At 58.9% G+C, this 19,568-nt stretch carries 15 protein-coding genes; 7 read left to right on the forward strand and 8 right to left on the reverse strand.

From position 1 onward, the window contains the following. Together NW849_RS09555 and NW849_RS09560 are read right to left on the reverse strand one after the other, a co-directional pair. Positions 1–671, reverse strand: a 671-nt coding sequence (locus NW849_RS09555; protein ID WP_414357452.1) for a serine/threonine-protein kinase, incomplete at its 3' end; no start/stop codon positions are given. Between the two features lie 66 nt (positions 672–737). Beyond that, a complete protein-coding gene (locus NW849_RS09560) occupies positions 738–1,979 on the reverse strand; it encodes an HhoA/HhoB/HtrA family serine endopeptidase (RefSeq protein WP_414357453.1) in 1,242 nt (413 codons plus the stop codon). A gap of 189 nt (positions 1,980–2,168) precedes the next feature. Between NW849_RS09560 and NW849_RS09565 the strand changes: the two genes are divergently transcribed. The 3 genes from NW849_RS09565 to glgP all read left to right on the forward strand — a co-directional run bounded on the left by NW849_RS09565 (position 2,169) and on the right by glgP (position 6,797). Continuing rightward, complete coding sequence (locus tag NW849_RS09565) at positions 2,169–2,693, forward strand: nucleoside deaminase (RefSeq protein ID WP_414357465.1); 525 nt, start codon at positions 2,169–2,171, stop codon at positions 2,691–2,693. Between the two features lie 271 nt (positions 2,694–2,964). Beyond that, entirely contained in the window at positions 2,965–4,149 is a 1,185-nt protein-coding gene (locus tag NW849_RS09570) for a SpoIID/LytB domain-containing protein (RefSeq protein ID WP_414357454.1), read from the forward strand. A gap of 446 nt (positions 4,150–4,595) precedes the next feature. Then, the gene (gene glgP / locus NW849_RS09575) at positions 4,596–6,797 is read left to right on the forward strand and encodes an alpha-glucan family phosphorylase (RefSeq protein WP_414357455.1); all 2,202 of its coding nucleotides are present in this window, start codon (positions 4,596–4,598) and stop codon (positions 6,795–6,797) included. Positions 6,798–6,900: 103 nt separating this feature from the next. Here glgP and ftsH read toward each other — a convergent pair whose 3' ends face one another. Further along, on the reverse strand, positions 6,901–8,817 hold the full coding sequence (gene ftsH / locus NW849_RS09580; RefSeq protein WP_414357456.1) for an ATP-dependent zinc metalloprotease FtsH: 1,917 nt from the start codon (positions 8,815–8,817) through the stop codon (positions 6,901–6,903). A 260-nt stretch (positions 8,818–9,077) separates the two neighbouring features. Here ftsH and NW849_RS09585 point away from each other — a divergent pair, with 260 nt between their 5' ends. Next, the gene (locus NW849_RS09585) at positions 9,078–9,551 is read left to right on the forward strand and encodes a hypothetical protein (protein WP_011432275.1); all 474 of its coding nucleotides are present in this window, start codon (positions 9,078–9,080) and stop codon (positions 9,549–9,551) included. Here the strand turns inward: NW849_RS09585 and NW849_RS09590 are convergent. The 4 genes from NW849_RS09590 to NW849_RS09605 form a co-directional block, all read right to left on the reverse strand. Next, a complete protein-coding gene (locus NW849_RS09590; protein ID WP_414357457.1) occupies positions 9,548–9,808 on the reverse strand; it encodes a ferredoxin-thioredoxin reductase variable chain in 261 nt (86 codons plus the stop codon). The genes NW849_RS09585 and NW849_RS09590 overlap by 4 nt on opposite strands. 302 nt (positions 9,809–10,110) lie before the next feature. After that, positions 10,111–11,520, reverse strand: coding sequence for a cytochrome c biogenesis protein (locus NW849_RS09595; RefSeq protein WP_414357458.1), 1,410 nt, complete (start codon positions 11,518–11,520; stop codon positions 10,111–10,113). 111 nt (positions 11,521–11,631) lie between these two features. Further along, positions 11,632–12,381 carry a cytochrome c biogenesis protein CcdA gene (locus NW849_RS09600; RefSeq protein WP_414357459.1) on the reverse strand — a complete coding sequence of 250 codons (750 nt, stop codon included), beginning with the start codon at positions 12,379–12,381 and terminating at the stop codon, positions 11,632–11,634. Positions 12,382–12,449: 68 nt separating this feature from the next. After that, positions 12,450–13,340, reverse strand: a complete 891-nt coding sequence (locus NW849_RS09605; protein WP_414357460.1) for a prephenate/arogenate dehydrogenase — start codon at positions 13,338–13,340, stop codon at positions 12,450–12,452. Between the two features lie 509 nt (positions 13,341–13,849). Between NW849_RS09605 and NW849_RS09610 the strand changes: the two genes are divergently transcribed. Continuing rightward, a complete protein-coding gene (locus NW849_RS09610; RefSeq protein WP_414357461.1) occupies positions 13,850–14,248 on the forward strand; it encodes a hypothetical protein in 399 nt (132 codons plus the stop codon). On the opposite strand, the gene NW849_RS09615 is transcribed toward NW849_RS09610, so the two are convergent. After that, positions 14,245–16,188, reverse strand: coding sequence for an ABC1 kinase family protein (locus NW849_RS09615; RefSeq protein ID WP_414357462.1), 1,944 nt, complete (start codon positions 16,186–16,188; stop codon positions 14,245–14,247). The two genes, NW849_RS09610 and NW849_RS09615, sit on opposite strands and share 4 nt — an antisense overlap. Positions 16,189–16,398: 210 nt before the next feature. Between NW849_RS09615 and NW849_RS09620 the strand changes: the two genes are divergently transcribed. Both NW849_RS09620 and NW849_RS09625 read left to right on the forward strand, forming a co-directional pair. Continuing rightward, positions 16,399–17,277: a lysostaphin resistance A-like protein gene (locus NW849_RS09620; RefSeq protein ID WP_414357463.1), complete on the forward strand. Its 879-nt coding sequence runs from the start codon at positions 16,399–16,401 to the stop codon at positions 17,275–17,277. 266 nt (positions 17,278–17,543) lie between these two features. Beyond that, positions 17,544–19,568 (forward strand): caspase family protein (locus NW849_RS09625; RefSeq protein WP_414357464.1); only part of this gene is annotated, 2,025 nt, incomplete at its 3' end.

Consider the following 19,568-nt stretch of genomic DNA (forward strand, 5'->3'; position numbering starts at 1 on the left):
GTGGCCCGCACTGGCGCACACATAGGCACCATCCCCGTCAGCGCCGTGTAGAGGGTTGCTGCCAAGGCGTAGACATCGGTGAAGGCGCCGCGGCGGCGCAAGCTGTCGTATTGCTCTAGAGGAGCATAGCCATCGGTGCCGTAGGAGGTGTGGCGTTGGATCAGACCTTGGGTGTAGCCGCGAGCTAGGCCAAAGTCGATCAACACCGCCTGCTGGGATCCCTCCCGCACCATGATGTTGGATGGCTTCACATCCCGATGCAGGATCCCCTGTTCGTGCAAGGCCATCAGGGCAGATCCCACCTCCCGCGTCAGGCGCAGGGCTTCCGGCAGGGGCAACGGCCCTTTTTGCCGCAGAAGCTGGTGCAGAGTCTGGCCGCGGATGTACTCCATCACAATACACCAGCGCTCCTGCTCCCAGATCACTTCTTCCACCTTCACCACATGGGGATGGTGGCAGCGGGCCAGTTGCAGCGCCTCGTTCATGAAGTTCTGCTGGAAGCGGGGATATTCGGGATCCCGACTGATGCTGTCGCTTAAAACTTTGATGACCACCTGGTCGGCACGAACGCTATCCCAGGCCCGGTAGGTGATGCCGAAGCCCCCCTCTCCTAAGATGGCCTCAATGCGGTAGCGCCCCCCCTGTAGTCTTTCGCCGACTGCCCAAGCCATACCTGACCCCCGCCTCTAGGGCCATTGTGTCACGGGGATCAGTAAATTGACGGCACATAAAACTGCTTAGAAGTCTACGGGCAGCACTCCAGTTTTCACCTGGAAGGTGCGCGCCTGTCCATCGCGGATGACCCGCAGCGTCAGCGTATTGCCCACCCCGGCGGCTTCCACCAACTGCTGCACCTGCTCGGCATCGCGGATGGCCTGCCCATTGATTTCAGTGATCACATCCCCCTCCCGCAAGCCAATCTCCTCAGCCGGGGATCCCGAAATCACCTGCCCGATCAAGACCCCTTCTTCCACTGTCAGCGTGGTGGGACGAGCGGGGTCGCGGTTGAGGCGCGCCACAATGTCAGGGTTGAGGGTGATCATGCGAATGCCCAAGAAGGCGTGTTCTACCCGACCGTCACGGATCAGTTGCTCGGCAATTTCCATGGCGCGGTTGATGGGGATGGCAAAGCCCACACTCTGGGCCCGCTGGAAGATGGCCGTATTCACCCCAATCACGCGGCCTTCCGCATCCAGCAGTGGGCCACCCGAGTTGCCGGGGTTAATGGCCGCATCCGTTTGCAGGAAAGTCACCCGCTTGTTGACAGCCCCAATTTGCCCGGAGGAGCGCCCAACAGCACTGATGATCCCAGCAGTCACGGTATTGTCTAGGCCCAGCGGGTTGCCAATGGCAATAGCCCAATCCCCTGGTCGCACCAAGTCAGAGTTACCCAAAGTAACCGTGGGCAGATTCTCCCCCTCAATTTTGATCACTGCGATATCGGTAACCGGATCTGAGCCCTTCACCTCTCCTTCAAAGGTGCGCCCATCCAGCAGATGAACCCTGACTCGCTCGCTGCCTTCCACCACATGGGCGTTGGTGAGGATCAGGCCACTGGCGTCGATGATAAACCCCGATCCGGTGCCTTCTTGCCGAAACTCCTGCGGCAACTGCGGTAGTTGATCCCCAAAGAAGCGGCGAAACAGGGGCTGGTTGAACAGTTCTGGGTTGACCCCCCTCGACACGGTGCGGGTGGCATCGATGCGCACCACCGCTGGGCCGACCTTTTGGGCAACGGCGGCAATAAAATTAGAAGGCCGGACGGCATCGGCGGGAGGGGCAGAATTCGCAGCCTCAGGGCGGGGCTCAGACCAGGGCAAAAGGGATCCTACTCCCTCACCGGCCCGTTGCGTCCAAGTGACCAGAGGAGTTTGCTGTAACCACTCCTGCCCCGATCGAGACGATAGCCAGACCCCACCCGCGACGCCTCCACCAAACAGAGCCATCGCCAAAAGTGTGTGCCGTAGAATCCGCGCCATGATCCCTCCCAAAGCTAAGCCGTATCGCCAAGACTCAAAAGGCGTGAACCAGCTCCCTGACTTACGCCGTCGAAACTCAGTTCACTCCTGGCCTATTCTACCTATTTTTACTCTTCCTTTCGGATTTCGGGGTATGTGTGTTCACCTTAGCAAATCTTGCGGGCAAAGGCAGTGCTCGAAACACCCAAAATGATCGGGGATCCGAGCGAGCTCCATTCCTCCGAGCCGCAAGGGTGGGATCTGTGGCAGCGCCACCGCGCCTGGATGCAGTTGGCCTTGCGAGAAGCTGAGCAAGCGGGAGAAGCCGGAGAGGTGCCGGTGGCAGCTCTGGTGGTCGGGCCAGGGGAAGAGCTGTTGGCCCTGAGCAGTAACCGGCGGGAACGGGATCGGGATCCCACGGCCCATGCGGAGATCCTAGCCCTACGGCAGGCAGGGCAACGGCTGGGAGATTGGCAACTGCGGGGCTGTCGGCTGTACGTCACGCTTGAGCCTTGCCCCATGTGTGCCGGGGCCATCAGCCAATCGCGGCTGGCTCAGGTGGTTTACGGTGCAGACGATCCCAAGGCCGGGGCTTTGCGCAGTGTACTCAATTTGCCTGCCTCCGCTGCCAGCTTCCATTGCCCGGAGATCATCGGCGGAGTTTGCGAGGTCGAGTGTCGACGCCTATTGCAGCAGTGGTTTTGCCGCCGCCGCGGGATCCCGCGCACAACCTGAGGAAGAAATTGGGGGCAAAAAGAACGGGCTGGGGTCGTGCATCCGCCAGAGGTTTTTGATACTGTCATATCGGGTTCGGCTGGTCCTCACTCGCGTCCTGCACCAGCCCCAAAAAAGGCTGTCCGAGTGCGGGATCTCTTGAGCCCAACGGTGGCCGCTTGGGTTGTTGAGGGTGCGTCGGCCCTATGCCTGGATTCTCAAAACCCGACTTGTCTGGGATCCCTCGCTGGCTATGCCCAGCGGCGGGTAGTCTTTCACAGAGGATTGGTGTGTGACTATTGCCCTCTCCTTTTCTCCTCTCCCATCAGCTTGGCTTAGGAGTATTGCCCTTCTGGTTTGGGCTTGGCTGTGCTTAACTTTTCCGGTGCAAGCACGGGTGCTGCTGCGGGTGGCTGTTGCCGTCAACAAGTCTCAGGTCACGATCGGCAGCTCTACTGGAGCCCGCCTGTTGAATGCCCAGGGACAACCCCTGGCAGAGGTTCAGGCCATGCAACCGCTGCAGGCCAGCCGTTCGGGTTCAGCAGTCAGTTTGGCCGGCCAACAGGGAGAACGTCTTTACCTACAGCCCACCACCTCCGATGGGTTAGTGTTTATCGACCAGAATTGGTACCGTGGCTGGGTGGAGTTGATCCCCGGCGAGCGTGGGGTGATTGCCATCAACCAAGTTGGCTTGGAGGACTACGTTTCCAGCGTAGTGGGCAGCGAGATGGGACACCGTTTTCCCATGGAGGCTCTTAAAGCCCAAGCCGTGGCCTCCCGCACCTATGCCCTCTACCACCGCAGTCGCCGTTCCCAGCAGCCTTTTGACTTAGGAAATGGGATCGATTGGCAGGTTTACAAGGGGGTAGCTGCCGAATCCAGCCGTACCCAAGCGGCTGCCCGTGAGACCGCCGGGCAGGTTCTCATCCACCAGGGGCAGTTGATCAATGCGGTTTTCCACTCCTCTGCGGGGGGACATACGGATGATGCAGGCAATGTCTGGTTAGAGTCGCGGCCCTACTTACAGGGGGTGCCGGATTTCGATCAGCACTCACCGGTGTTTAGCTGGACGGCCACCGTTCCTGCCCAACAGATTCAGCAATTGGCTGCCGGGATCGGTGCCATTCGTTCTGTGGAGGTACTGCGCAGCTCCCCGTGGGGACGGGCAATCACGGTGCGCTTGACGGGATCCCAAGGGATCAAAGATCTCAATGCCGGCGATTTTCGTCGGGCTCTTGGGTTGCGCAGCACAAAGATTGCCATTAGTCCACGCGGAGAGGCCACCACTACGGCCAGCCTGGCTCCTGTGGCAGGGACATTCCCGGCTTTCTTTGAGGTTCAGGGGCGCGGCTACGGACATGGCGTCGGCATGAGCCAGTGGGGAGCGGCTGGGATGGCCAGCCAGAACTACTCCTACCAACAGATCCTCAGCCACTACTACCGCAACACCACCTTGGCAGTGGTGGAAGGACGTTAGGGCTCAACTTCAGGGAGAAGCCAACAAAATCATCGATTGGTAGCAAAAGCGGCTGCAGTTTTTAAGAGCTTATGAGAAGCAGCATTTTAATTGAACCGGAGGGGTTCCCCAAGGGTTCGTTGGGGTTCTGTAGATTTTGTTAACTTTGAGTTAACTCTAACGTTGCACCATCTCTGAAGATAGACGGGCAGCTTCTGCCGGAATCGAAAGCTGGGCTGCCTGTGAACGCTGCTTTTGAAGGCTCCGCGCTGCTATGACAAGATCGAGAGAAGCCTGGGCAAATTTGGGTTACATCCCTGAAGATTTTGTGAAGATTTTGTAGAGATCTTGAATTCCCCTCTCGGGATCCTCAGGATCGGCTCAATAATAATTGAGATACGTTTACCAGCATCGACCTCTACCTCTTCTTTTTCGAGCCCATAACTTTAACCCCAGGTATCTGTCCTATGTCCATTGCCACCTTAGCTCCTGCTTTTCCCGAACGTTGTCCGGTGCTGCCGGAAGCGCTCACGCCCCTGTGCGAGATCGCCCGTAACTATTGGTGGACTTGGAACCCGGATCACCTCACCATTTTCCGGGAAATGGATCCCGCCCTGTGGGAAAAAACCTCCCACAACCCGGTGCGCATGCTGGAGGAGGTTTCCTACTTGCGGTTGGCAGCCTTGGCCACCGATGTGAACTACCTCAACACGTTGAACCGGATGGTGCAGTCCTATCGGAAGTACATGGCGGCTGAGGATACCTGGGCCAAGCGCACCATGAAAACCTACGACTGGCAGCGTCCCATCGCCTATTTCTGTGCCGAATACGGCTTGCACGAGTCTTTGCCCACCTACTCTGGCGGGCTGGGTATGTTGGCTGCCGATCACCTCAAGTCGGCCTCGGATTTGGGAGTGCCCCTGGTGGCCATCGGGTTGCTCTACCGTCAGGGCTACTTCCAACAGCGCCTGGACAACAATGGCTGGCAGGGGGAGCTTTACGAAGACTCTGAGTTTGAGTCTCTGCCGTTGACTCTGGTGCGCCAGCCGGATGGCAGCCCTCTGTTGGTGGAAGTGGCGATGCGGCAGCGGTTGGTGAAGGCGCGGGCCTGGCGGGCGGACGTGGGCCGGGTACCTCTTTTTCTGCTGGACACCGACCTGCCGGAGAACGACCCCATCGATCGCTGGATTACCGCCCACCTCTACGGGGGCAGCACCGATACTCGCATTGCCCAAGAGTGCATCCTGGGTATCGGTGGGGTGCGCCTGCTGCGCCAGTTGGGTTTGGATCCCATGGTTTATCACATGAATGAAGGGCACGCTGCTTTCCTGACGCTGGAGTTGCTGCGGGAGGAAGTGGCGCGGGGCACCCCCTTCGAGACGGCGGAGGCCAAGGTGCGGGAAAAATGTGTGTTTACTACCCATACACCGGTGCCGGCTGGCCACGATGCCTTTAGCCCCAATGAGATGGATGCGTTCTTTGCCTCCTTCTGGCCTCAACTGGGCCTGACGCGGGAACAATTTTTGGCCTTGGGAGCTCGGCGCACCGGGGATCCCTGGGAGCGCTTTAACATGACGGTGCTGGCTTTGCGGTACGCGCGGGCAGCCAATGGCGTAAGCAAGCTCCACGGACGGGTTTCTCGCGAAATGTGGCATGTGCTCTACCCTGAGCGATCGGTGGATGAGGTGCCCATCAGCTCCATTACCAATGGGGTTCACGCCCGTACCTGGGTTTCCCCCCTCTTCTGGAATCTCTACGACCAGTACTTGGGCCCCGATTGGCCGGAGCGGGTGTCAGACCCGGAACTGTGGGCCAAGGTGGAAGAGATCCCAGATGAAGAACTGTGGCGGCGCAAAGAAGCTCTGCGGGAGCGGCTGGTGTCTTTCACCCGTCACCGAGTGTTGCGGGCCCGGCGCAATCGCGGCGAAAGCAACGAACGCATCCAAGCGGTCAACCAGTTGTTGGATCCCAAGGTCTTGACGATTGGGTTTGCCCGCCGCTTCAGCACCTACAAGCGAGGAGATTTGATCCTGCGAAATCTGGAGCGAATTACCCGCATCTTCACCAACAAAGAGTACCCTGTGCAAATTATCTTCGCCGGCAAGGCCCATCCGCGGGATGAAGGGGGCAAGCGCCTGATCCAGCGGGTGGTGGAATGGTCGAACCGGCCTGAGGTGGCCAACCGGGTCGCCTTCATCGAAAACTACGATGCCTATGTCGGTCGCAATTTGGTGCAGGGGGTCGATGTGTGGCTGAACAACCCGCGACGCCCTCTGGAAGCCTCTGGCACCTCAGGGCAAAAGGTGGGCTTCAGTGGGGGATTGAATTTGTCGGTACTGGATGGCTGGTGGCCGGAGGGTTACAACGGTCGCAATGGCTGGGCTATTGGCCAAGAAATCGAAGGTCTGGATCCCGCTGCCCAAGACGACTTGGACGCCAACTCCCTCTACGACTTGTTGGAGTATGAGGTGATCCCCATGTTCTACGACCGGGACGAGCAAGGGATCCCACGTCGTTGGATTGCCCGCATGAAGGAGGCGATCCGCACGCTCAACCCCGTTTTCAACACCGACCGCATGGTAGCGGAGTACGTGCTGAAAATCTACGAGCCTCAGCCCCTGGAAGCAGAGGCGAGCCGGACTTTGTTGGGTTCGGCTGTTGCCGGCTAGGGTGGACTCCCCCTCTCCCAGCGCAAATCATACAAAACATTGGGATCCCTCTCTCCTCAAGAGGAAAAGCAGGGATCCCAAGTTTGAGCTTGGGGACAAGAGACTAGGCGCCAGCGTTGACGGCCATAGGAAGCGTCAGCGGTTCTGGCTCCTCTTCGGGGGGCAACATCACCACCTCAGAGTTGTCGATGATGGCCTGCAGCTCTTCCCCATCGATGGTTTCGGCCTCCACCAAACGACGGGCGATCCGATCCAAGAGGGCACGGTTTTCCCGAATCAAGTAGGTGGCCCGTTGGTAGGCCTCGTTCACCAGCCGCCGCACCTCTTCGTCAATGAGGGCCGCTGTTTCCTCCGAGAAATCCCGTTCTGCGGCGATTTCCCGGCCCAGGAAAATGTTGGTGTACTGGCGACCTAGGGCTACATTTCCCAGGCGATCGCTCATACCGAAGCGGGTCACCATGTTGCGGGCGATGCGGGCCACCTGTTGCAGGTCGCTGGCTGCCCCCGTGGTGATCTCCGACTCTCCATAGACCACTTCTTCGGCCACACGCCCACCCAAGGCAACGGTCATCATGTTCTTCAGATGGGCACGGGTGGTGAGCCCCATGTCGTCATCGCTGGGCATGAACCAAGTGAGACCACCCGCCTGGCCACGGGGGATGATCGTCACTTTTTGGATGGGATCGTAGTTGGGCAAGAGGGATCCCACCAGGGCATGGCCCGCCTCATGGTAGGCCACCAACTCCTTGCGCCGTTCGCTCATCAGCCGATCCTTCTTCTCCGGACCGGCCAACACCCGATCCACCGCGTCGTTGATCTCGTCCATGGAGATCTCGGTGAGGTTGCGGCGGGCAGCCAGAATAGCCGCTTCGTTCAGGAGGTTGGCCAAGTCGGCGCCGGTAAACCCAGGGGTACGGCGGGCCAATTTCTCCAGATCCACATCGGCAGACAGGGTTTTGCCGCGGGCATGCACCTTGAGGATTTCTAGCCGGCCCTGAAAATCGGGGCGATCCACCGTAACTTGGCGATCGAACCGGCCAGGCCGTAGCAGCGCTGCATCCAGCACATCCGGTCGGTTGGTGGCCGCAATGACGATGATGCCGGAGTTGCCCTCAAAACCGTCCATCTCGGTGAGCAACTGGTTCAGGGTCTGCTCCCGTTCGTCGTTGCCACCTCCCAAGCCAGCTCCCCGCTGGCGACCGACTGCATCAATTTCATCGATGAAGACGATGCAGGGAGCATTTTGCTTGGCCTGCTCGAACAGATCCCGCACGCGAGAAGCGCCGACCCCGACAAACATCTCCACAAACTCAGAGCCAGAGATGGAGAAAAAGGGCACACCTGCTTCTCCGGCTACGGCGCGGGCCAACAGGGTCTTACCGGTGCCGGGCGGGCCCACCAGCAGCACCCCGCGGGGAATCTTGGCTCCCAAAGCGGTGAAGCGCTCTGAATTTTTCAGGAAATCCACCACTTCTGCCAGCTCCAGCTTGGCCTGATCGATGCCGGCCACATCGTTGAAGGTAATTTGGGTTTTCGGCTCCATCTGCACCCGTGCCCTGGATTTGCCGAAGTTGAGAGCTTGGCTGCCTGGGCCATTTTGAGCCCGCCGCAGCAGGAAAAAGAGCCCCAGCAAGAGCAAAACCGGCAGGAAGAAGGTGCTGAGAATGCGCCCAAGTAGCCCCTCCTCTTGAACAGGGCGTACCGCCAGCTCCACCCCGTTGGCAACCAGGGTGTTCTCAAACTCAGGGGTAAGGGGGGGCAGATTCACCTGCACTTGGGTGGCGCGGTTGTTGATTTCTGCCTCGGCAATGGCAACTTGGCGACCATCCGGGGCCGTCTCCACCAAAACTTTGCTGACCTCGCCCCGTTCAACACGGCTGATCAGGTCGGAGTAGCTGATCTCCAAACGCTCAGCCGGGCGGGTACCCAAGAAGGTGGTGGCTAAAGAGATCAAGACGATGGCCAGTAGCGCATATAACCCCGCGCTTCTCCATTTCTTGTTTTTACCTTTCTGACTCACGGAAGTGTTTCCTCCCAAAGGGTGTTTTTGAATCGAACTCGCAGATGGTGACCTATGGGTAACAATCTGGGGTCGGGTGGGTTCTTGCAGCAACAGACTGTTAATTAATATTAACCTGACTGAGAGGGTTGCCGGGGATCCCTGCAATTCCCCTCTTCTGGCCAGGAGTTTGGGGATAGGATTGAGGGACCAAGGCTGTGCCGTCAGCCAGGATAGGTGGTGTTTTTTCCACTCTCATTCCAGCTTGCCCAGGGATCCCTATGCTGACTCAACTGCGCGAACTGAGCATCGCTGCCGACGGGCGCTATCTCAGGGATGAGGAGCTGCAGTTCATGGAGACCTACCTAGCCTCCTTTGACCTTCGCCTGAGCGCCTATCGCAAGATCCAGGCGGCGGAAGCCCAGATCATCCGGGATGTGGAGATGAAAATGCGCGCGCTGGATCCCTACTTGCTCATGCGAGGGGTGGAAGACTTTAGCAACAAGTGGAAGGCTGACACCGTTCGGGTTTTGCGCCTCTCGGCTTTGGCCATGCTCTTGGACGATGAGCAACGCTACAAAGATCGATTTCTCTACTGGTTCCAGACCTTAATGCGGGCCTTCCGCACCCAACGCAGTTGCGAGGCCACCTATCGCTTCCTACAAGAAGTGATAGCCAATTACCTCACCCCCGAAGAAACCAAGTTGATCAGGCCAATTCTGGAAACCAACCGCACGCTGTTGGGCCTTAACTAGGCCGCCGTCCCGGCGGGCTCTTCAGAGTTGGCCGGCTCAACCACCTCTAGCTCATCAGCTTGGAGATGCGCACGGAACTTGTTGTCAAACTGCACCTGAAAGGGAAAGTTGGCGCTGATCGGGCGGCCATTCCAATCCCGAAGCACGGCCTTCAGTTCCCCTTCCATACCTTTGAGGTCGAAAGGTCGATTGCGATATTCCGGGTGGTGATAGACAATCACGCTGGTACGCACCCGCACCCGATCTCCAACTTTCATGTCTTGCCCTCCTAACAAGGCGGCCCACCACAGGAACCCACTGGAAACACTCTAGCTCAATCTCTAAGCAAACCTTCGAGATGTGGAGAAGTATGTGGAAACTGAAACAGTAGTTTGTATTTTCCTCAGGGTCATCTTCATGTTGGGAAGCCCCAGAACATCCCCTCAAAGTCAACCCAGAGAAAGCCCGTCTCAACCAATGGGATCCCTCTGGAGCCAACAGCGCCGCTCACTGGATCCCTGGATTGTATAGATGGGATCCCTATTGGGCAGGAGGCTGGTTTCGCCGGAAAAAGCTGCGTCTAGCCAATCTCAGCTTCCACTGGGATCTGGGAAAGAGAGAAGGCGACCTTTTGTTGCTCCACCAAGCGGTCGAATTCTCGCTCGAAAGTAACCAAGGCCCGGTTGGTTTTGCCCCCCAAGTAGAGCCCCGTCTCCGTTTGCAAAGCCCAGATTTGGCTGTAGCTGAAGTAGCTCATCACCACCCCCACCATCAACAGCCCAAATCCGAGATACACCGCAGGGATCCCTGGATCGGATTTAATTTGCAGTCCGGTAGCGCCGATCACCTCATCCAGATACAGAGTGAGCGGGTTGGGGAAGCGTTGGGGAGCGATTTCGTCGAGGGCCAAGCTCATGCCTTGGCGCAGGGATCCCATCCATTGCCCTTCAGTGTCGTAGAGCAGGGCTGTCCCCTGCAAATCCGGCAGCAGCAGCGTGAGTCCCTGGCTCATGTCCGGCTGGGTGGGCACAAAAGCGCCCCAGAGTTTGTTGCCTGCCTCGGTACGCACCGGCACCACCGGGATTTGAAAAGTGGGGCTGTTGTTGATGCGGATGCGGATGCTGTCGATGCTCCAATCGGCTTGGTAGAGGGTCACACCCCGGTAGGAGAGAGGATGGTTGACGGAAATGGTCTGACGTTTGACCTCCTGACCCTGATCCAAGATCGAGAGGTCGGAATAAAACTGCTTGACACGGCCATCGGGAGCGTAGTCAATCCAGAAGCGATTGGCCCGAATTTGCCAGGTGGGCAAGTGAGCACGAGCCAGATCTCCCGCTCCGGTCAAGTGTTGAATGGAAGCCACGCTGCCGCTGGGAATGAGTTCTTGGGCCTTGAAGCCGCCAATGCTGCCCCAAATGGCCCCCAGCAAGATCAGCAGCATACTGACATGCACCAAGATGGGGCCGATCCTGCCGATCAACCCTTTGCGGGCGTAGAGGTGATGGCCCTCCTGAAACACCAGGTAGCCCTGTCGGCGCAACTGCTCCGGCAGACCTTGTAAAGATTGCTGAGGCAGATACGTCCGAAACGGCAGGCGCTGAAAAGACTGCGGGCGGGTGAGATAGCTCCAACGGCGGGCCCCCTTCAACATCGGCCATTGGCGCGTCAGGGAACAGGCGGCAAGGCTGCTGCCGAACAGGATCAAAATGGCCAGAAACCAAGGGGTGCGGTAGACGTGATCCAATCCCAAGCTCAGGATCACCCGCCAGGTGAGAAAGCCAAACAGGGCCGGATGCTCTGGATAGTGAGCCTGATAAAAAGCCGCCGTTTCCTCTTGCTCGATCACCGTGCCGGTGGCGCTCAAGACCGCAATTGCCAACAAAAGGCCAATGGCCAGGCGCAGATCCGCCAGCAGCGGCAGCAGCTCATGACGAAAGTACCGCCGCAGCGAGGAAACCCAGCGGGCAAGCGGGAGAGAGTATATGACCATGAGAAGTTTGTCGGCTCAAGATTCAGATCGCCGTTTTTGCCAGGCAAGGCGCAGTTTTCAACAGGGTGCTGTAGGTGTAGCCCCATCTTAGCCTGCAGCAGCAGGGATCCCTTAGGCCCAAGCCGACAAGATTGTTACGCTGCCGAACCCCACCAACACCACCCCACTGGCATAAGTGAGCCAGCCCGACCAGCGCCGCAGGGCCAACAGTTGCTTCACCAACCCGGTAAACACCCCCGCCAGGAGCAGAGGAAAGGCCAATCCCAGCCCGTAAGCCAGCAACAGCCCACCCCCTACCCATGGCTGCCCTGTGGTGGAAACCCAAGCCAGCAAAGCCACCAAAACCGGCGTACTGCAGGGAGAGGCCACCAGGCCAAAAGTTAACCCCAGCAACACTGCCCGACCCAGCCTGGGCCATTCTCCGGGAATCTCGAGGCGGTTAAACCAATCGGGAAAACGCAGGGGGATCACCTCTAACAAGTTCAGCCCCATCAAGATGGCAATTCCCCCCGCCACAACAGGCCCGAAGGATCCGGTTTGTCCGTAAACGCGACCCAGCAAAGCTGCCGACAAACCCAGCAGGGTCAGGGTAAAAGCCACGCCAGCCGCAAAACCCAAAGATTGAGCCCAAGCTTGCCGCCGCCCTTCCCCAGCCGTTTCCTCAGAAGCGGGGGTGTAGCCGCCGATGTAGCCAATGGTCACCGGCAGCATAGACAACGTGCAGGGGGAAAGACTGGTGAGCAAGCCCGCCAGACCCACCACCAACAGACTAACGGGAGAAAGGTGCTGCAGTTGAAACTGCACCAGCTCAGTTGCCCATTGTTCTAGGTGGTAAAGCCAGAGCTGAGCCGCATTCAACATAAGCTCAATCTGTCAACATAAGCCCAAGGTAGCATGAAGGATCCCCGAGCCCGTTCAAGATATCTTTGCTATCCATTCCCACCGCCCAGGTTGTGGAGAATTTCGCGAGGATGGTTGACCGGGAACTGCTGCCATTCTTGTTGAGTTCGTTGCAGCACCCGGAGCAATTCGTCCCACTTTTCGCCATCGATCAACCGCTCTATCTGTCGTAACTGGGCTTGGTAGCTGCTCAGGGCAGTCAGCAGCGCCTGCCGGTTGTGGCGGGCCATTTCCAAACCCAATTGCGGGATCCCTCCGCCAACACGGCTGGTATCGCGGAATCCGCTGCTGGCCAAGGTGCGGGCCAATTCCAGAATCGCGGGATCCTCCTCCTGGCTGACGGCTGCGATCAAGCTGGCACTGACCATAACCGGCAAATGGCTGATCCAGGCCACCGCTCGGTCATGGCGGGCGGGATCCGTGAGGACAGCTTCTGCGCCAACAGCAGCAATCAGTTCTTTCACCGCATCGAGAGCCTGAGGTTGGGTCTCGGCGATGGGAGTGAGCACGTAGGGCCGCCCCCGAAACAAGTCAGCTTCTGCCGCTTGGATCCCTTGCAGGCTTTTGCCGGCCATGGGGTGCCCCCCCACAAACCAGGGCCACAATTCGGTTGCCGGAGCAACGATGGGCTGCTTAACCGAGCCGACATCGCTCACCACGGTTTCTGCCGACAAATAAGGCAACAGGGCGGCTAGCGTGGTCAACACCTGCTCCAGAGGGGTACAGATCAGCACCATTTGCGGATCAAAGCGAGCCAACTGGGCCAACTCGGTTCCACAGCCTTGGACAGCACCCCGTTCCAGAGCCCGTTTGCAGGTGGCCGGGTTGCGGCTTATCCCCCAGACGGGATATCCCTTTTCGGTCAGTTTGAGGGCCAGGGATCCGCCAATCAACCCCAACCCGACAATGGCAATGCGCATAGTATCTCAGTAAGCCAGTGAAACTCCTTTTTGGACACCACCAACAACCGCTTCCAGGTGTAGTAGGAGGCTGCTCCCGTAGCTCAGCGATACTCGCCACCGGCGGGCAAGCCTAGTTCCTTCCGAAGCTCCCGCCGCAGCAGCTAAATTCTCGGCCAGGGACTGTCCACTTGTCCATTTTTAAGTCAATATAGGGGTAATATCCGGGCTTGCTTGCCCTGCGGATTCGTGGTAGCCAAACTGGCCTCCGACAGGAAAAACAAGGGCAGGCCTTGGATGTATTGGCAGGAGCTCGGCCCGCTGTGGACTGCTGTTGCGTCGAAGGGATCCCAGCCTTTCGTGCCGGCTCAGCGCAGTTCTTCTTCGCTTACTCAAGACCACGTGTCCCTCTTCTCAGCGATTCTCCAGAACTGTACCCATCGAGCCACTTTCACAGCGGGCTCGGCTTTTGGCCTGCGAGTTCCCGCTTTAACCCCCGTTGGGGAGCACTCTGTCGTTTAGGAGATTCTATGCCTAGTGAACCCAAAACCCGCAAGAGCCGTGAAAGCACTAACCCGCGCCCGCGCGACCGTCGTCGTGAATCGGCCAAAGGGAGCAAAGGGGCAGTTCCAGCCACCAACCTCTCCTTGCCGAAGTTAATTCAAGAGAATGCGGTGCTCCAATCTCGCAGCCAGTTGTTGTTGATGTACAGTGACTTCCAAACCGAAATGCCCAACGATGGCAAAACCGGTGTGGGCACCTGGCTACAGTCTCGACTCAAGGAGCACGGCATGCCCAGCCTGCTGCGTTTTGGCCCCCGCTCCCGCCCCCAGGTTTTCCGCCGCGATGAATTTTCCGAGTGGATTACGCTGGCTCTGGCCTCTGTTAACCCCAACAGCGATACTGCCCCCCAAGAGCACCTGAGCTAGGCCGGAAGGGGAAGTTGAGCGGTAGAAGCAGAGGTTGCTGGCCCAGGGATCCCGCCACGCCCGTTGAGGGAAGAGGGTGAACTGGGCTTTTCTGTATCCGGCAATAGCAGGTCGCGGATGAGGCGAGCTGCCGAGCGTTGCAACCAGCGGGAGGCCAATTGACGGCCCAGTTGTTGAGCTTCCGGTTTGGCAGCCACCTTGGCAACAATCGGCAGAAGCTGCAGCGGCTGAAAGCTTGGGTTGCTGCTGAGGAGTTCCCACAGACGCTGCAAATGAGCCAAGCCATCTGAGCCACCCTGGGATCCCGAGCTGGAAAAGAGCACATCCACTAGGCGCTCCCGCAGGAAAGCGCCCCGCTCAGAAAAGATAAAATCAACGGCCTTTTCCAGGGATCCCTGCAGGTCAAAATCCTCGCTGTTGACGGCGTTGCGCAGCAGGTTCTCCAGGCGGTTCCAGCGAAATTGCCCCTGGTTAAACAGCAGCTCCCGCAGAGATACGCGCAGCTCCGGGGCCGGGTCGGTGAGCAGGCGCTGAGCCACGTAGGGATAGGCCACGCTCAACACCTTAAAGTTGGGATCCAGGCCGATGGCAATCCCTTCCAGGGTGAGCAAAGAGCGGATGATCAAGGCGTAGTAGGCGGGAACTCGAAAGGGAAAGTCGTACATCACCCCCGAGAGCCGATCGGTGATGCTCTTGAAATTCAGTTCGGAGACCGATTTGCCCATCGCTTCGGCGAAGACAGCTTCCAGAGCAGGGATGATGGGAGTCAGGTCGGTATCTGGATCCAGGAACTCCAAGTCCACGTAGTCTTGGGCCAGCCCGGCGAAGTCTCGGTTCACCAAATGCACAATCGCCTTGATCAGGCCGTAGCGCTGATGGGGCGCGATGGTGCTCATCATGCCGAAATCGATATAGGCCAGCCGCCCGTCGTACATGGCCAAGAGGTTGCCCGGGTGGGGATCGGCGTGGAAAAAGCCATTTTCCAAAAGCTGCTTGAGGGAGCAATTGACACCGATCTCGATCAAGTGCCGTCCATCCAGCCCCGCAGCAGCGATTTTGTCAACCTGAGTCAGCTTGATGCCATCAATCCACTCCATCGTCAGCACCTTGGTGCGGGTGTACTCCCAGTAAATTCTGGGGGCATAGATGGAGGGGTGACGGTACAGGGCCAGGAACCGCTCGGCATTGCGGCCCTCCTGGGTGTAGTCCATCTCTTCGTAAAGGCGCCCGGCGAACTCATCGACGATGCCTACCAGGTCGCTGCGGATGCGGCGGAAAGTTTTTTTGGCCCACAGCGCCAAGCTGCGAACAATGTACATGTCGAGAGAGATGCGCCCGATCAAATCGGGCCGCTGCACCTTGACGGCGACTTTCTCTCCGGTATGCAAGTAGGCTTGGTACACTTGCCCCAAGCTGGCGGCGGCAATCGGTTCGGGGCTGATTTCTCGAAAGATTTTGTCTACGGGTTTGCCGATTTCCGACTCGATGAGGGCAAAAGCGATGGCATTGTCAAAGGGGGGCAGCTCATCCTGCAGTTTGGCCAGTTCCTCCAGAAACAGGGGCGAAACCAGATCGGGACGGGTGGAGAGGGCTTGGCCGATTTTGATGGCTGTCGGCCCCAATTCCGTGAGGATCTCCCGTAGCCGGGCCGCATGTTTCGGGCGATTCTTCAGTTCTACTCCCCGCCAGCGATCCCAAAACACCCAGGCCAACAAGCCCAAAAAAGGGGTGATCAACTGAAACAGGCGCCGCACCACCAGATCCCAGCGCCCTCGATATTGCTTGGCCAACTGTTCTGGGTCATAACGCAGGCTCAACTCCGGTGCCACTCCCAGATTTGCTGGCGGGATGGTCATAACCGGAGAGTCCGCCGCTGCGGAACCCAAGTTATGCTGCCTCGCTGCTGTTGTCACTACCGGTGTTGACGGTGTTGCGCCCATAGATGCCCCAACGGATTCCGTAACACATCTTAACTTGCTGGCTCAGCCTGGCGACTCTTGGAGGCGGCCACCGGCCTGCTCGATTGGGCTTGAAAAGGCCAGCCAAACCTTCAGAAAAGGATCTTCATCCTCTCCCGGAGAAGGTGACAGCAGCCCACCTACGGGGATCCCCGCCAAACCTAAAATGGGAAAACCGCGATCTCTGCCTTTGTGTCTGGATCCCCCCCTCTGCCGCCTGCCGAGCCGAGTTCGACCGGATTTGCAGCCCTTAAGGCGCGCCACCTGCTGTTGGCCTTCTTGGTGATCAACCTGGGCGTGGGTTTGGGAGCCGTGGCTTTGGCCCAGATGTTGCATCTCCCACCGGATGATCCACTGCTGGCCTACCTGGTCTATTGCTCCACTTTTGTCCTCACCTGTATTTGGAGCTGGCGGCGGGGGCAGCAAGCCCATCTGCAGATGAGGCGGCTGTGGGGCAACTGGCGGGCTGCTATTCCCTGGGGATCCCTGCTGCGGGTGGTGCCGGCTTTGCTGGTGCTCTCCCTGGGCACAACTTTGTTGATGCTCTACCTGGTATCCCTGCCTGCGCCGGAGCTGGCGGAGTCGATGCTGCACTCACTGGGGGAAGAGGATGGAGAAATGGCCTGGCCGCAGGTGTATCAGGGGTTGCGCTGGCTCTCGATTGGGGTGGTGGCCCCCATAACGGAGGAGTGGCTGTTTCGCGGCATCTTGCTACACCGCTGGGGCCTCAAGTGGGGCCTCTCCAGAGGGCTACTGGCTTCTTCTGTGGTGTTCGGCCTGCTGCACCCCAACCCAGTCGGGCTGACGGTGTTCGGCTTGGTGATGGGCCTGTTCTACTTGCAGACTCGCTCCCTGACCTTGCCTGTCTTGGCTCATGCCTTGAACAATCTCTTGGCCTTAGCGCTGGGATCCCTAGGAGGGGGAAGGATGGAACCAGCTGATCCAGTCGGGGCTTTCCACCTCTACTTTGGCCTGTTCTGTCTGGGGATAGCTAGGTTCATTTTGGTTCCCTTCGTCCGCTTCCATTGGCCGGAGCGTGGGGCTTGCTTGCCCTATTTCCTGAACCGCTGAGTATTGACTTCCTCACACTTTCCCTCCTGTCTGACGGACTTGTCTGACAGAAGAGCGCTGCCGTGGGATCCCCATGGGAAGTAGCGGAGGTTTGATTGATAAGGAATGCAAAGAAAACGCCAAAAACTGTCACTCGATCTCGGGAAAAAGCTGTGTGGATGGGGATATCCTGAAATAGGCAGCAACAGATTCCAGTGCAAAGTTTAGCTGTGGCTCGCTGGCCGATGGGGTAGTCGTTGGGCCGGGGGTCAACCCAGAGGGTCAACATGGAAAGGCGGTCTTTTCTGCAAAAACTCCTCCTGGTTGCTGCCGGTCTTGGCCTGTCCCCTGGCTGGTTGAGGGGCCGGGCTGAGCGATATGGGCAAGCTTTGGCGGCTGGCTCCCGCAAGCTGGCTGTTCTCATCGGTATTAACCGCTACCTTGGTGAGGGATCCGCGCTACAAGGGTGTTTGACAGATGTGGAGTTGCAGCGGGAGCTACTCCTCTATCGCTTTGGTTTTGACCCGGCAGACATTCTCACCCTTACCGATGGGGCAGCCACGCCGGCTGGGATCCAATCGGCCTTTGCAGAGCACTTGGGGGGTCAAGGTCACACGGCTGAAACGGTAGTGGTGCAGTTTAGCGGCTATGGCCAGTGGCGGCTGGGATCCGCGCCCAACTGTTGGCAGCCGGTGCTGCTGTTGTCTGGCTCTGAGGGAGTGGCAGCAATGGAGCTAGACAGCTTTTTCCGGCTTTTGGAAGGCTTGGGCACTGCCCAGATCACCACCCTTCTGGACTGTGGCTTTACCTATGTCTCGCCGTCGGTGCGAGGCAACTTGCAACTGCGTTCCCGTCCCCCAGCCGCGATCTCGGACTCCTCGGAGCCGCAGCGGGTTTGGCCGTCTCCGCCCAAGGGCTTGCTGATTTCGGCCACCACCCCGCAAGACTTGGCAGCAGAAGCCGCTTGGCCAGGATTCTATGCTGGGGTACTCACCTATCTGCTGACGCAGTACCTGTGGGAAACCACGCCTGCCACTCGTCTGCTGGTGGCCTTTAACCAAGTGGTTAGCCGGCGGGAGCTGGGCCTCTTCGCCTGCCAACGCCCCACCTTGGAAGGCCAAGACACTGCCCGACGCATTCACCCCTATTTTCTTGCGCCCACGCAGGCAGGGGTGAGCGGGGTAGTCCAAGAAGTGAAGGGAAATCGGGCTCAGGTGTGGTTGGGCGGGATCCCGTCGGCGGCGCTGTGTGGTTTGCAGCCAGGTACTCTCTTGGCTCCCATTCCCGCCGATCCTTCGGCCTCTTCGCCGACGCCGCTGCTGGTGCGTTCTCGAAGTGGGCTGTTGGCTCAGGTTCAGGTGGCCAGTCCGGAAGGGCAGCTTCCCCCTGTGGGCACACCTTTGCGGGAGCAGCTGCGCGGCCTCTCCAGCACGCTCAAGCTTTTGGTTGGCCTAGAGGAGAACCTGGGCCGCATTGAAAAGGTGGATCTGACCAATGCCATTGCCGGCTACAGCTGGATGGAAACGGCCAACCCCCGCGAGCGACAGGTGGACTGTTTGTTGGGCCGCATCACCCCGGAAATGGCCGCTGCTTTTCGGTCGGACACCCTGCTCAAGCCTCTGGAAGTGAACAGCTACAGCCTGTTCTGGCCGGGGCGAGAATTGCTCCTGAATTCTTGTGGCCCGGCAGGAGAAGCCGCAGCAATGGCCGTCCAGCGGTTAGCTCCCCGTCTTGCCCATCTGCTGGCTGCCAAACGTTTGCGCACCACCCTCAATGCGGTTTCCTCTTCCTTGGCAGTGGTGGCGGAGTTGGCCGTCAAAGGTAAAGCTGCCAAAGCTCCCCCGTTGGCAGCACGCCTTGTCCAGTCTGTAGCCTCTGCTCCTGCTGAGGTGGGTATGCAACGGTTTATGCGGGGGGATCCCTTGCATCTCACCCTTCGCAACAACAGCGAGCAGGATCTCTACGGCTACCTGTTGCTGATCGATCCGACCGGACAACTGCACCTGCTTGCCCCCACGCCTCAGGACAACTTGGCCGCACCTCTTCGCCTGGAAGCCAAGGGCAGTTTAACTTTGCCACCCTTGCCGGAAGTCGATGGGGAGCTGCGCTCTGCTGTGAGCTCCGACCTGCTCACCTGTCATGCCCAAGGGCTGACGGAACTGCTGTTTGTGGCCAGCACTCGCCCCCTGTCGGCCAGCTTGGAAGCCCTCAAAGCCATGGCCCGCAGGCTGGGGGTAGCCCGTTCGCCGATGTTGCTCAATGGGCCGCTGGAATGGACGCAAACGCTCCTCGAGGAGTTGACTCAGCGTGCC

Origin of the sequence: Synechococcus sp. R55.3 (genome assembly GCF_047461975.1) — a bacterium.
Classification (GTDB): domain Bacteria; phylum Cyanobacteriota; class Cyanobacteriia; order Thermostichales; family Thermostichaceae; genus Thermostichus.

Coding starts and splice junctions, on each gene's coding strand:
- glgP (WP_414357455.1), top strand. CDS start 4,596: ATGTCCATTGCCACCTTAGCTCCTGCTTTTCCCGAACGTTGTCCGGTG.
- NW849_RS09560 (WP_414357453.1), bottom strand. CDS start 1,979: ATGGCGCGGATTCTACGGCACACACTTTTGGCGATGGCTCTGTTTGGT.
- NW849_RS09610 (WP_414357461.1), top strand. CDS start 13,850: ATGCCTAGTGAACCCAAAACCCGCAAGAGCCGTGAAAGCACTAACCCG.
- NW849_RS09565 (WP_414357465.1), top strand. CDS start 2,169: ATGATCGGGGATCCGAGCGAGCTCCATTCCTCCGAGCCGCAAGGGTGG.
- NW849_RS09595 (WP_414357458.1), bottom strand. CDS start 11,520: ATGGTCATATACTCTCTCCCGCTTGCCCGCTGGGTTTCCTCGCTGCGG.
- NW849_RS09590 (WP_414357457.1), bottom strand. CDS start 9,808: ATGAAAGTTGGAGATCGGGTGCGGGTGCGTACCAGCGTGATTGTCTAT.
- NW849_RS09600 (WP_414357459.1), bottom strand. CDS start 12,381: ATGTTGAATGCGGCTCAGCTCTGGCTTTACCACCTAGAACAATGGGCA.
- NW849_RS09605 (WP_414357460.1), bottom strand. CDS start 13,340: ATGCGCATTGCCATTGTCGGGTTGGGGTTGATTGGCGGATCCCTGGCC.
- NW849_RS09585 (WP_011432275.1), top strand. CDS start 9,078: ATGCTGACTCAACTGCGCGAACTGAGCATCGCTGCCGACGGGCGCTAT.
- NW849_RS09615 (WP_414357462.1), bottom strand. CDS start 16,188: ATGGGCGCAACACCGTCAACACCGGTAGTGACAACAGCAGCGAGGCAG.